Source organism: Candidatus Margulisiibacteriota bacterium, assembly GCA_018822365.1.
In the GTDB taxonomy this organism is placed as follows: domain Bacteria; phylum Margulisbacteria; class WOR-1; order O2-12-FULL-45-9; family XYB2-FULL-48-7; genus XYB2-FULL-45-9.
Genome location: JAHJKL010000026.1, coordinates 1 through 12,131 on the forward strand (window position 1 = coordinate 1; position 12,131 = coordinate 12,131).

Consider the following 12,131-nt stretch of genomic DNA (forward strand, 5'->3'; position numbering starts at 1 on the left):
CATCCTCGAAACTAACACCTTTGGCGCCAACCGGATCAAGCTGGGCGAGTATGGCCTGGCTGATAAGGTTAAAGAGATCAATGAAGCGGCAGTCAGACTGGCCCGCCGGGCGATTGGAGAAAAGGGTTTTGTCTGCGGTTCGATCGGCCCGACCGGCCAGCTTCTGGAGCCGATGGGTGGGCTATCTTTTGACCAGGCGTATGAAACTTTTGCCGAGCAGGCCAAGGCGCTGGCCGACGCGGGGGCCGATCTCCTCTGTTTTGAAACGATCTCCGACCTGCAGGAAATGCGGGCGGGGGTGCTGGCTGCCAAAAATGAAACATCTTTGCCGGTTATTGCCAGTATGACCTATGATGAAGGGGAAGTGACCGTTTCCGGAACCACTCCGGAAGCGGCGGCGGTTGTCCTTGAGGCGATCGGCGCTGATATTCTTTCCGCCAATTGTTCCGCCGGGCCGGAAGGACTGCTTAAGGTCGCAGAGAGATTGTTGGCAGTGACAAACCTGCCGGTCATGATCATGCCGAATGCCGGGATGCCGGTACTCGAAAGCGGCAAAGCGGTCTACAAAATGTCCCCGGAAGAATTTGCCAAACATCTGGCCAAAGCCTTTAATCTTGGCATCGGCATTGTCGGCGGCTGTTGCGGGACGAACCCCAAACATATTGAAGCGGTCAGGGAAGCCCTTACCCCCAACCCCTCTCCCAGAGGGAGAGGGGCGATGCCTAATGTTGGCGTTAGGTTTTCCAGCCGGACGAAGATGATAGAACCAGACGGCTTTATAGCCGTAGGCGAGAAGATCAATCCGACCGGGCGTAAGATATTTAGGGAGGAGCTCAAGTCTGGGAAATTTAAGATCGTCAGGGCGGAGGCGGAAAATCAGACCAAACATGGGGCCGCTCTGCTTGATGTCAATGTTTCCGTCGCCAGGATCGACGATGTCGCGGCAATGAAGCAGGCAGTGATCGTTGCTTCTACCGCTTCCCCGCGACCATTATCGATCGATAGCCCGAATCCCGTGGCGATCGAAGCCGGCCTAAAGACCTTTTGCGGTCGGGGGCTGATCAATTCGGTCAATGGTAAAGAAGAAAGCCTGAAGACAGTTATTCCGCTGGCCAAGAAATACGGGGCCGCGCTGATCGGCCTGGTCCTTGATGAACAGGGGATCCCCGAAACCGTTGAGCAGAAAATGGCGATCGCCGAAAAAATTATTAAAGCGACCGACGCGGCCGGGATCCCTCGCGACCAGATCTATATTGATAATCTGGCCATGACCGTCGGCGTCGGGATCAAAGGGGCGCTCGACACTTTGGCCGCTATCCCTATTGTTAAGCGGAATTTCGGTGTCAGAACGATCCTTGGGGTCAGCAATGTCTCGCACGGCATGCCGAACCGCTCAAAACTCAATAATCTCTATTTAAAACTCTGCCTGCTTAACGGGCTTGATGCCGGGATTGTTGATATCAGTGACCCCGGGATAAAAGAGGCGATCGAGTTTGCCAGAAAAATAGAGGCAAAAGCGGGAGATGGGGAGGGGCAAAAGGCGAAAGAGAAGGCGAAGGAAAGGTTGTTAGAGGAATTTAAGCAGGCGGTGGAGGAGAAGGGAGAGATGGGACAGGGGATACGGGACACGGGGGAAAGCGCGGTTAAGCAATACCCGGAAACGCTTGGCGGGATCGAAGCGGCGGTGATCGAAGGGGACGACGAGATCGTCGTTGATTTGACGAACAAGTTATTGGCTAAGGGTGAAGCGCCGCAAAAGATTATTGATCAGGCTCTGGTCAGAGGAATGGAAAAGGTCGGCAAAGACTTCTCGGCCAAAAAGATATTTCTGCCGCAGGTCATGGCCTCGGCGGAGGCGATGAAAGCGGGGTTTGCCCTATGCAAGGAACGGATCCCTAAAGAGGAGGCCCGCAAAGTCGGCAAAGTCCTGCTGGCGACCGTCAAGGGTGATGTCCACGACATCGGCAAGAACATCGTTAAAATGATGCTGGAAAACCATGGTTTTGAGGTCATCGACCTGGGAAAAGATGTCCCGTCGGAAACAATTCTAGAAACGGCGAAACGGGAAAAACCGAACGCGATCTGTCTTTCCGCTCTCCTGACGACGACGATGGTCGAGATGGAGCAGGTCGGCAAGGAGCTTAAAAAGGAAGGGTTGAATATACCGATCATGGTCGGCGGGGCGGTAGTGACCGACGATTATGCCGAAGAGATCGGCGCCTTTTACAGTTCCGACGCGGTCGGGGCGGTGGAGCTGGCGAAAAAGCTGATCAAAAAGATAAGTTAAATCTCTCCCTGATCCTCTAATGCCTTTTTGAAACCTTCCAGCTTATTCGCTACTTCGCTCATCAGGACCGGTCGTCTCCCCCGCAGCGGATGAGCCAGGGTGAAAAGGTATTCGGCAAGAGGGGTCCCCTTTAATTCTCCCGGCAAATTACTCGCTTTGGCCAGCTGGGCCGCATTTTGGTGGCGATACGCCCAGATCTGTTTGGCGTAGCGGGTGCCTCTTTCCTCCGGCGATTTTTTCCCTTTCCAGGGGTCGCTTACCCCGGGATACATCAGCGGCCGGTAACCGGTAAGCAGGCTGATCAAAGTTGCTCCCAACCCATAAGTATCGATCCTGGCGTCGTCCTCTCTGATCCCGGCCGCTAAAAACTCCGGTGGAAAAAAACCGGGCGTGCCGCAATCGCGCCGGATGACTTTGGGAGCAAGCGGGCCGAAATAGTTGGCCGAACCAAAATCGATCAGCGCCGGAGAATGGGGGGCATGAATGAGATTGGCCGGTTTAATGTCCCGGTGGATGATCCCGGCCGGTTCGCCGTTCTCGCCGTGCACTTTGGCCAATAGGACCGCCAGGCTGGCGAAAGAGGCCAGGAGATTGGCCAGCTCTTCCCGGCGCGGCGGCCTGTTTTGCCAGGCTTTGGCCAGTTCGGAAAAAGGCTGGCCATCCAGACGGGACATAATAAAGAACGGCGCGTCCCGCAAGATGACCCCTTTGGTGATACTGGAATGATGGACGACAGGAACCTTCCCTTCGTGCAAAATGGCTGGAACATCCGGCTGGAGGAAATCAAGGCGGTTCAACAGGCTGACCTCAAAAAGGTGCCAGAAGTCGACCTGCTCATAACGGGAGATCTTGACGATAACGCTGGTCGTTTCTCCCGGCGCCAGCCGTTTTGTTTCCGCGGTGGCGGGAACCAGCCAGCCGGAAAAAACCCCGGGAGTGTGTCCCTCCGCTTGATTGATGACGATCCGGCGTTTATCCGGCAGGCGGCCAATTTCCATGAACGGATTGCGGGTCGGTCCCATATGGGGCTGTATCAGTCCGGCATTTCTGACGGCCTTCAGGGGGAAAAGCTTCCCATTGATATTTAGTTTCTCTATCGCCATAAAACTATATCGCTCGTTCGGTCACATGAATTTCAAGAGATTAAGAATTCAATGGCAACTTCAACCGAAAAAAGTTATAATACCAACATGTACAGACCAGAAATAAAAGTTCTTGACTGCACTATCCGTGACGGCGGCCTGATCAACGAATGCAATTTTGAAGACAAATTCGTTAGGGCGGTCTATCGCGCCTGTTCGCTGGCCGGAGTCGACTACATTGAGGTTGGCTACCAGGCGGATAAAAAGTTTTTTTCTCCGGATAAATACGGCAAATGGAAGTTCTGCGAAGAAGCCGATATCAGGAAGGCGATAGACGGGATCGAATCAAGATCAAAAATTTCCACCATGATCGATATCGGCCGGGTCGACCTTGAGGCGATCAGGCCGAAAAAAGAGAGCGTCGTCGACATGATCCGGGTCGCCTGCTATGTCAAAGACGTCGATAAAGCGATCCAGCATGTTAAAGCCTGCGCCGACAAGGGCTACGAGACGACCATTAACATCATGGCGATCTCGACCGCCCTGGTCCCCGATTTGGAAGAAGCCCTCAAACAATTGGCCGACGCGCCGGTCAAAGCGGTTTACATCGTCGATAGCTTCGGCGCTCTTTATTCCGAACAGATCCATTTTCTGGTCGCGCTTTACAAGAAATATCTCAATCCAAAAGGGATCGAAGTCGGGATCCACTGCCATAACAACCAACAGCTGGGCTTTGGCAACACGATCGAGGCGATCCGCAAGGGGGCCAACTATCTTGACGCGACGATCTTTGGGATCGGCAGAGCGGCGGGGAACTGTCCCATGGAGCTCCTGCTCGCTTTTTTAAAGAACCCCAAGTTTAAATTGGAGCCGATTTTGGAAGTGATCGAAACCGAATTTATCCCTCTGCGGGAAAAGCTCGAATGGGGTTACATCATCCCTCACATGATCACCGGGATCCTTAACCAGCACCCGCGGGACGCGATGGCGCTCCGGGCCGGAAAAGATAAAGACAAGTATGTTCAGTTTTACCGCGGCGCCTTGAACGGCGCTGAATTGGCGTAGCCGGTTGACATTTTGTTTTCATATAATAAAATTTAACTGCCTTCAATAAAAGTTGTTGATATTTATGAGAAAGATAATTATTAAATCTTCAATCTTCTTCCTTTTCTTCTTGCTGATCATGGCAAAAGCTCAGTCGCTGACCCTCAAAGAAAGCGTCGATTTCGCGATGAACAATAGCCCGGCTGTTTTAGCGGCGCATAAAAAGCTTTCAGCCGCTAACGCCAAGCTTGCGCAGGCGGTCGGCGCGTTCCTCCCAACTGTTAAACTTGACGCGAATTATGGCAAATCATACTCTGATCCTTCAGTCATGCAGGTGACGGTTGCCACTTCCCAGGGGGCAGTCACCCAGGACTTTACCACCGGGACGGACGCGACCGTCACCGCCAAGGGGTGGGGAGCCTCATTGACCCAGCCGCTTTTTGTCGCAGCTCTCTGGCCCGGTTACAACATTGCCAGGAATATTGTCGATCTGGCTCAGGAAGAATACAAAATGGCCCAACTTGAAGTGGCGTTCAATGTTACCCAAAATTATTTTGGGGTGTTAAAGGCGATCAAATATGTTGAATTATCTAAAGAATCGAATGAAATGGCCGAATCGCATTTGAACCAGATCAAAATGATGCTCGCGGCCGGGGTGTCAACCCGGGCTGACCAATTGCGGGGGGAGGTCCAGCTGGCCAACAGCGAAGTCGGTTTGACCAAAGCGAAAAATGCCCTGGAATTAGCCAAAGATGCTTTTAATAATTCGTTAGGCCGGGATCTGGAGCAGCCAGTTGACCTCAAGGACGAAGGTTTTACCGGAACTTTCTCAAATCTACCTGAATATAAAGAGGTTTTTCGGCTTGCCCTGGAGAACCGGCCTGATTGGCGGATCTATTTATTTAACGAAAATATTGCCAGGGAGTCTCTCCGCGTTTCCCAGTTGGAATATTTACCAACCCTTCTTTTATCTGCCCAGACAGGGAACCGGGTAACCGAGTATCCGGGATATGGCTCTTCAACCAATTCCTGGTCGGTGATTGGGGCAGCCTCCTGGACTATATTTGATGGGCTGGGTCGGGAGAATCGGATTAAAGAGGCGGTAGCCAATCTTGAGGCGCAAAAAGAGGCTGAAGAGCAGGTTCGCAACGGGGTTGCTCTGGAGGTTAGAGATGTTTATTTGACGCTCAAGAGCGCTTCGGAAACTATCGCCTCGGCCAAGAAAGCGGTCGCTTCCGCCGAAGAAAACCAAAAAGTAATGACATCCCGCTTTGCCTCCGGTGCCGGGACCAATATTGAGGTTTTAGATGCCCAGGTTTCTTTAACGCAGGCGCGGATAAATTATCTCCAGTCCCTTTTTGACCTGGAGACAGCCAAAGCGAAATTAAATAAAGTCATTGGAAAAGAGGTAGTGCTATGAAAATCAAAAAGAATTGGATATGGGTAATTGTCGGGGTGATCATTGTTTTGATCGGCTGGAGGATTACGGTCAATTGGTTAAATCGGGACCTGGTAACGGTCAAAGCATCGCCGGTCACCCAGGGTGCGATTGAAGAAATTGTCGCGGCCAGCGGGACGGTTGATGCTCCGATCTATGAGTTGGGGACCAAGATCGGCGGGAAAGTTTCCAGTTTAAAGGTGAAAGAAGGCACTTATGTCCGAAAAGGCCAGCTGTTAGCCGAGTTTGACAGCTTCGAGCAGGCGCGGAACGACTTTGAGCGGATGCAGCAGTTGTATAAGGATGGAGCGGCCAGCAAGCAAGCCTATGATGCCTCTAAAACTATGTTTGACGCTTCCCGGATAATCGCCCCTAATAATGGGGTAGTCGCAAAGATCGATTACCGTGAAGGAGAAACGGTAATTCCCGGACAGCCGGCAATCGTGGTTGTTAATTATGATGATGCCTGGGTCGAGGCCCAGATCGACGAAATTGATATTGCCAATGTAAAAGTCGGCGACAAGGTCGCGATCACGTCCGATGTTTATTCTGATAAAAAATTCCTTGGCGAGCTCTACTGGATCGCCCCTCTGGCGGAATTGCGCAAGGTTGGCGGCAGGGTGAAAATGGACGAAGAGTCCTATGTTTTTCCAAGCAAGATAAAATTCCTCAATGGGAGGAGCGAATTGAAAGCGAACATGACTGTGAACGTGGAAATCGTGACCAAAGCGAAAGAGTCGGCGGTTGTGGTGCCGCGCGAAGCGTTGATCAGCAAGGATGACGGCCAATATGTGTTTACGATCAAGAACAACCGGGCGTATGAAAAACGGATCGAGATCGGCCTTCGTTCGTATACCAGCGTTGAAGCGCTAAGCGGGGTTATACCCGGCGAGCAGGTCGCGGTCTCCAATGTAGCCAAGCTAAAGAACAAGGGCAGGGTCAAAGTTGAGCGATAAACATGTTGTTACGATAAAAGACGTTACCAAAACCTATTTGATGGGGAAGGTCGAGGTCAAAGCGCTCCAGGGAATTAGCTTGATTGTGACCAAGGGAGAATTTCTCTCGATCATGGGACCATCGGGCTGCGGCAAGTCGACGATGATGCACATTGTCGGTTGTTTGGACCGCCCAACCACCGGACATGTGCTGTTAGATGACGTTGATATCGATGAGTTGGACGATAACAGCCTGGCCGATATCCGCAATAAAAAAGTTGGGTTTGTTTTTCAGACCTTCAATCTCCTGCCCAAATTGAGCGCGGTTGAAAACGTCGAGTTGCCCCTGATCTATGCCGGGCTCAAACCGGAAGAGCGTCGGGCGCGGGCGCTGGAATTGCTTGCCCTGGTCGATTTAAAAGATCGCGCCTACCACCGGCCTTCGGAAATGTCTGGCGGGCAAAGCCAGCGGGTAGCGATCGCCCGAGCCCTGGCCAACAATCCATCAATTATCATGGCCGATGAACCGACCGGTAATTTAGATTCAAAAAGCGGGGCCGAGATCATCCATCTTTTTACCGAGCTGAATAAAAAAGGGATTACCCTCATTATGGTTACTCACGATCAGGATATCGCAAATTTTAGCAAAAGGATCGTCCGGTTAAAAGACGGACTGGTCGTGGCTGACGAAAAAGTTCGATGATCAATCTTGTTGAGCCCCTTAAATTAGCCTCGCAATCTCTTCTTGCCAACAAACTTAGGACAATTTTAACGACCATGGGAGTGGTTATTGGGGTAGCGGCGGTCATTACTCTGGTCTCGATGGGAGAGGGGGCCAAGAGCTATGTTTTGAACCAGATCAGCGGTTGGGGTGTTGGGTCCAACAGTATTACCATTCAGCCCGGCGAAGGGTCAGGTACCAGCATTCCGGAACTTACCTTAACTTACGAGGATATGATCGCGATCAGAGATAAAGTGAAAAAGATCCAATACGTAATGCCGGAATTGGTCGGCCGTGGAAGGATCAAATACGGAAAGAAAGAGTATACGCCCGGTTATACCCTGGGGGTTTCCCAGGATTACCCGTTGGCATACAAGCAGAAAGCAGTTGAAGGGCGATTCTTTTCTTTGGCCGAAGATAATGGCCGAAAGAGAGTGGTGGTGATCGGTAAAACCGTGGTCCGTAATTTATTTGGAAATTTTTCTCCGATCGGCGAGAAGATCAAGATCAACGGGATTGGCTACCTTGTGATCGGGGTGCTTGAGGAAAAAGGGGCGATGCTTAGCTATGACATGGACGATATGGTCTTGATCCCATCATCGCTGGCGGAATTGACTTTGGGGGTCAAAAAGATCTGGGAGATGATGGTTACAACCTATGATGATAAAGATGTGCCGGAAGTCATGAGCGAGATAGAAAAACTGCTTTTTGCCCGGCACCGCAAGATCGATTTTCATATGCATACCCAGGCCGGGCTGATCGACATCACCAATAATATTCTTAATGCCCTGACCGGGATCGTTAGCGCAATTGCGGCAATCTCTCTGCTTGTCGGCGGGATCGGGATCATGAACATCATGCTGGTGGCGGTGACCGAGCGGACCCGCGAGATCGGGATCCGCAAGGCGATCGGCGCCAAGCGGCGGGATATTTTTCTGCAGTTTGTCATGGAGTCGATTTTGATCACTATAAGTGGAGCAGTTTTGGGGATTTCTATCGGGACCCTGGCTTCCTGGGGGATAATGAGCGCCTTAAAATTAGAAGCGGTCATTGCCTACAATGCCGCGGCAATTGCTTGTTTTGTCGCTCTGATCGTTGGCCTGTTCTTTGGGGTTTATCCGGCGATGCGGGCCGCCAGGCTTGATCCGGTAGACGCGTTGAGGTTTGAGGTATGATCTTTTTTCTTTGGGAGAGCATGAAGCAGGCGTGGCGGGCGCTCTTGTTAAACAAAGTGCGAAGCACGCTGACGATGCTTGGGGTGATCATCGGGATATTTTCGGTGATCACGCTGGTGACGATCGGAGAAGGGGCAAAGAAGTATGTGACCGACCAGGTCCAGAGCCTCGGCGCCGGCTACGATTCGTTTATCATGGTTGCCGGAAAGGATAATTCGGTCCCGCCAAACCCGAAGTTTGTTTATGCTGATATTAACTTGATCAAGTCCCGGATCCCCGAGGTTAAAGACATTGTCGCCTTAAATCCTGGGAGCGGTGATATTTATTACGGCAAGAAAAAATATAAAGCCCCGGTGGTCATTGGGACAACCGCCAACAATATGGCTTTAATGGGTTGGGGGATTTCTTACGGCCGCTTTTTTAACGAGGCCGAGGTTGAATCGCGCAAAAAAGTCGCGGTGATCGGGCCTAAAATTGCCAACGAGATATTTGGCGGGAGTTCCGCTTTGGGAGAAAAGATCAAGATCAGGGGGAGCAATTACCTGATCATTGGTGTGGCGGAAGCCAAAGGGAGCATTGGGGTTTTTGATATGGACGCCAGGGTGATCATTCCGGTCACCACTGCGCAAAATATGATGGGGACCAGCAATATCATGAGAATGAATATCTTTCCAAAAGAGATCTCCAAAATGGACGAGGTTAAAGCCAAGGTCCAGGCTTTAATGGAGCGCCGTCTTGGGAACGATGATTTTCGCTTTATTACCCAAAAAGGGATCCTTGATATTGTCAACAACATTTTGGCGGTCTTAACCGGTTTTGTTTCGGGTATCGCGGCGATTTCTCTTTTAGTTGGCGGGATCGGGATCATGAACATTATGCTGGTCGCGGTCAACGAGAGGGTCCGTGAGATCGGGGTCCGCAAGGCGATCGGCGCCAAAAGCCGGGACATTATTCTGCAGTTTTTGGTTGAATCAATGATGATCAGTCTGTTTGGCGGTATGTTGGGGATTATTTTAGGTTTGGCCGGGGCATTCCTGATAATGTTCTTTATCAAAGGGACGCTGGTCATTGCCTGGTGGGCGGTAATTTTAGCGACCGTTGTTTCAGCGGTTGTGGGGATCTTTTTCGGGGTCTATCCGGCGGTCAGAGCGGCGAGGCTTGATCCGGTCATCGCCCTGCGCTACGAATGAGCCGCCAGCGCCTCGTTGATTGCCGCTAGCGCGTTTTCCTCTTTAAAAGGCTTTAAGATCAGTCCATCAAGGTGAAAACCTTCAGTTCCCGTTTTAATTGTTTCTTCTTCCATTCCGGTAATAAAGACAACCTTGGTTGCGGGGTAGTTGAGCCGGACGTGGCGGAGAAATTCCAAGCCATCCATGCCCGGCATGTTGACATCGGCCACCACCAGGTTAAAAGGGGAGATTTTGAGCGCTTCCAGCGCCTGGATGCCGTCTTCAGTGCTCTTGACCGAGTGGCCGGCTCGTTTGAGCAGATCTGAAATGATATGCCGCATACTCTCCTGGTCGTCAGCGACTAGGATTTCAGCCATTCAGCCAGCGCCTTTTTAACATTGTCATCGTAGTCGACAAAGATCTTTTCGATCACTCCGCTGGAATTAATGCAAAAAGTTGTGGGGATAACCAGCAGTTTCAGTTTGTTGATCGAAGTAAGTTTTTTGTCAATCAGGATCGGAAAGGAGATTTTATTTTCCGCGACAAAATCCTGAACAGTTTTTGCTTTTTTATCAAAGGAAATCCCGACAATATTAATTAAGTTTTCTTTTTCCCGGAGGCTTTGCAGGTAAGCAAGGTTGCTTTGGCTCGATTTGCTCCAACTGGTAAAAAAGACCAGAACGGTTTTTTCATTGTCTTGGAGGGAGGTCAGTTTGCCGTCCAAGGCTGGTAGCTCAATCGTTGGGAGCTCTAGGCCGAGGTTGGAAGAAACATCCGCGGTTGCCGCGCCAATAAGTAATATAGCCGCGGCAAAAAATATCAATAATCTTTTCATATTACTAAGAAATTATACCCCTCGTGAAGGGAAAGTCAAGGAAAGGGCCCCTTCACGCCAGCGCCAAATTGCTTTAAAATAACCCTATGAATAATTCCAGGAAGCTGATGATCGCCCTTATTATCACCTTGACGATCATGGTCGCAGAGTTTGTTGGTGGGTACTTTGCCAATAGTCTTGCCTTGATTTCCGATGCCGGACACATGTTGACCGACGCGCTGGTCCTGTTATTTTCGCTTTTGGCCGCGTTCCTGGCGCTTAGACCAGCCGATAAAGAACGGACCTTTGGCTACCACAGGGTAGAGATTCTCTCCGCTTTTTTCAACGGGACACTGCTGATCTTGCTGGCCGGCTATATTTTCTATCAGGCCATTGGCCGCTTTGCCAATCCCGAGCCAGTCAACAGCGCCTTGATGATGATTGTCGCGGTGATCGGGCTGGTGGCGAACATTGTTTCGGCCTTCATTCTGGCCGGTTCCCACCAGAATTTAAATGTCCGGGGGGCGCTTCTCCACGTTATTTCAGACGCTCTTTCTTCGGTGGCGGTAGTTGCGGGAGGGGTGGTGATCGCCTTTACCGGCTGGTCTCTGGTCGACCCGGTCCTGGGGATCGCGATCGCGCTGGTTGTACTTTACGGGGCGATCAGGCTGGTGTTTGATGCGGTCAACATTTTACTGGAAGGGGCTCCAAAAGGGATAGATCCGCACGCGGTGGCAGATGATATCAAGCGGATCAAAGGGATCAAAGGGTTGCATGATCTTCATGTCTGGACGATCTCTTCCGGTTTAAATGCGATCTCCGCCCATCTTGAAATCGAGCCGAAGCTGGCCAAAAAAGCCCCTTGGATCATTCATGAGGTGGAGCATCTGTTGAAAGATAAATACGCGATCGGGCATTCGACCTTTCAGACCGAATGCCATTCGTGCGGTGATGATTTATTTTGCGTGATGGAAAGGGGAGAAGGAGAGTTAGGCCACCATCATCATTAGACGATGGCGTCAACGGTCCGGCCGATCCCGGTCATTTCTTTCTCGGCTTCTTTGATCATATGAAGGATCATGGCGGAAAGAGCGAAGCCGGTGTTTAGCGTATGTTCGGTATCGAGCAAAGACGAAGCATTCTGCTCCTGGGTAGATTGGCCAATGGCTTTGGCTACCCGGTTTTGCAGACCATTTAATTTATTTGAAACATTGTTGATGTCCATAAATAAACCTCTTCCGTATATATATCGTTAACTTTTACTGGAAATTTATTTAAAGTTATTTCAGCGTGCTATAATCGAGGAAATGAGAAAGGTGATGGCTGCCGGGCTCTGCCTGGCCCTTCTATGCGGATGCGCTATGAACAATACAACCAAGCTGCTTGATCCAAATAACCGCGATACTTCTGTTAAACCAGGGGTCGATTTTTACCGCTATGCTATCGGAAATTGGCTTAAAAAGAAC

12 protein-coding genes are annotated in these 12,131 nt (G+C 50.9%); 8 read left to right on the forward strand and 4 right to left on the reverse strand.

Annotated features, from left to right (window positions below; translation table 11 throughout):
• Positions 1 to 2,287: homocysteine S-methyltransferase family protein (locus tag KKF06_01445; protein MBU1616431.1), on the forward strand; the 2,287-nt coding region annotated here is incomplete at its 5' end.
• Here KKF06_01445 and KKF06_01450 read toward each other — a convergent pair.
• Positions 2,284 to 3,390: a phosphotransferase gene (locus tag KKF06_01450; protein MBU1616432.1), complete on the reverse strand. Its 1,107-nt coding sequence runs from the start codon at positions 3,388 to 3,390 to the stop codon at positions 2,284 to 2,286. The two genes, KKF06_01445 and KKF06_01450, sit on opposite strands and share 4 nt — an antisense overlap.
• Before the next feature lie 87 nt (positions 3,391 to 3,477).
• On the opposite strand from KKF06_01450, the gene KKF06_01455 reads away from it, so the two are divergent.
• From KKF06_01455 to KKF06_01480, 6 genes are all read left to right on the forward strand, one after another.
• Positions 3,478 to 4,434 carry an aldolase catalytic domain-containing protein gene (locus KKF06_01455; protein ID MBU1616433.1) on the forward strand — a complete coding sequence of 319 codons (957 nt, stop codon included), beginning with the start codon at positions 3,478 to 3,480 and terminating at the stop codon, positions 4,432 to 4,434.
• Between the two features lie 64 nt (positions 4,435 to 4,498).
• Positions 4,499 to 5,833: a TolC family protein gene (locus tag KKF06_01460; GenBank protein ID MBU1616434.1), complete on the forward strand. Its 1,335-nt coding sequence runs from the start codon at positions 4,499 to 4,501 to the stop codon at positions 5,831 to 5,833.
• Entirely contained in the window at positions 5,830 to 6,807 is a 978-nt protein-coding gene (locus KKF06_01465; protein ID MBU1616435.1) for an efflux RND transporter periplasmic adaptor subunit, read from the forward strand. Before KKF06_01460 ends, KKF06_01465 begins: the two co-directional genes overlap by 4 nt.
• A 40-nt stretch (positions 6,808 to 6,847) precedes the next feature.
• Entirely contained in the window at positions 6,848 to 7,489 is a 642-nt protein-coding gene (locus KKF06_01470; GenBank protein MBU1616436.1) for an ABC transporter ATP-binding protein, read from the forward strand.
• Positions 7,486 to 8,682 carry an ABC transporter permease gene (locus KKF06_01475; GenBank protein MBU1616437.1) on the forward strand — a complete coding sequence of 399 codons (1,197 nt, stop codon included), beginning with the start codon at positions 7,486 to 7,488 and terminating at the stop codon, positions 8,680 to 8,682. Before KKF06_01470 ends, KKF06_01475 begins: the two co-directional genes overlap by 4 nt.
• Positions 8,679 to 9,872 carry an ABC transporter permease gene (locus KKF06_01480; GenBank protein MBU1616438.1) on the forward strand — a complete coding sequence of 398 codons (1,194 nt, stop codon included), beginning with the start codon at positions 8,679 to 8,681 and terminating at the stop codon, positions 9,870 to 9,872. The genes KKF06_01475 and KKF06_01480 overlap by 4 nt, the downstream gene beginning before the upstream one ends.
• Here the strand turns inward: KKF06_01480 and KKF06_01485 are convergent.
• Together KKF06_01485 and KKF06_01490 are read right to left on the reverse strand one after the other, a co-directional pair.
• The gene (locus KKF06_01485) at positions 9,863 to 10,228 is read right to left on the reverse strand and encodes a response regulator (GenBank protein MBU1616439.1); all 366 of its coding nucleotides are present in this window, start codon (positions 10,226 to 10,228) and stop codon (positions 9,863 to 9,865) included. The two genes, KKF06_01480 and KKF06_01485, sit on opposite strands and share 10 nt — an antisense overlap.
• Positions 10,213 to 10,686 carry a TlpA family protein disulfide reductase gene (locus KKF06_01490; protein MBU1616440.1) on the reverse strand — a complete coding sequence of 158 codons (474 nt, stop codon included), beginning with the start codon at positions 10,684 to 10,686 and terminating at the stop codon, positions 10,213 to 10,215. Before KKF06_01490 ends, KKF06_01485 begins: the two co-directional genes overlap by 16 nt.
• Positions 10,687 to 10,772: 86 nt before the next feature.
• Here KKF06_01490 and KKF06_01495 point away from each other — a divergent pair, with 86 nt between their 5' ends.
• On the forward strand, positions 10,773 to 11,675 hold the full coding sequence (locus KKF06_01495) for a cation diffusion facilitator family transporter (GenBank protein ID MBU1616441.1): 903 nt from the start codon (positions 10,773 to 10,775) through the stop codon (positions 11,673 to 11,675).
• Here KKF06_01495 and KKF06_01500 read toward each other — a convergent pair.
• Entirely contained in the window at positions 11,672 to 11,890 is a 219-nt protein-coding gene (locus tag KKF06_01500; GenBank protein MBU1616442.1) for a hypothetical protein, read from the reverse strand. The two genes, KKF06_01495 and KKF06_01500, sit on opposite strands and share 4 nt — an antisense overlap.
• Positions 11,891 to 12,131 lie beyond the last annotated feature (241 nt).

Coding starts and splice junctions, on each gene's coding strand:
- KKF06_01455 (MBU1616433.1), top strand. CDS start 3,478: ATGTACAGACCAGAAATAAAAGTTCTTGACTGCACTATCCGTGACGGC.
- KKF06_01450 (MBU1616432.1), bottom strand. CDS start 3,390: ATGGCGATAGAGAAACTAAATATCAATGGGAAGCTTTTCCCCCTGAAG.
- KKF06_01465 (MBU1616435.1), top strand. CDS start 5,830: ATGAAAATCAAAAAGAATTGGATATGGGTAATTGTCGGGGTGATCATT.
- KKF06_01470 (MBU1616436.1), top strand. CDS start 6,848: ATGGGGAAGGTCGAGGTCAAAGCGCTCCAGGGAATTAGCTTGATTGTG.
- KKF06_01495 (MBU1616441.1), top strand. CDS start 10,773: ATGAATAATTCCAGGAAGCTGATGATCGCCCTTATTATCACCTTGACG.
- KKF06_01475 (MBU1616437.1), top strand. CDS start 7,486: ATGATCAATCTTGTTGAGCCCCTTAAATTAGCCTCGCAATCTCTTCTT.
- KKF06_01490 (MBU1616440.1), bottom strand. CDS start 10,686: ATGAAAAGATTATTGATATTTTTTGCCGCGGCTATATTACTTATTGGC.
- KKF06_01500 (MBU1616442.1), bottom strand. CDS start 11,890: ATGGACATCAACAATGTTTCAAATAAATTAAATGGTCTGCAAAACCGG.
- KKF06_01460 (MBU1616434.1), top strand. CDS start 4,499: ATGAGAAAGATAATTATTAAATCTTCAATCTTCTTCCTTTTCTTCTTG.
- KKF06_01480 (MBU1616438.1), top strand. CDS start 8,679: ATGATCTTTTTTCTTTGGGAGAGCATGAAGCAGGCGTGGCGGGCGCTC.
- KKF06_01485 (MBU1616439.1), bottom strand. CDS start 10,228: ATGGCTGAAATCCTAGTCGCTGACGACCAGGAGAGTATGCGGCATATC.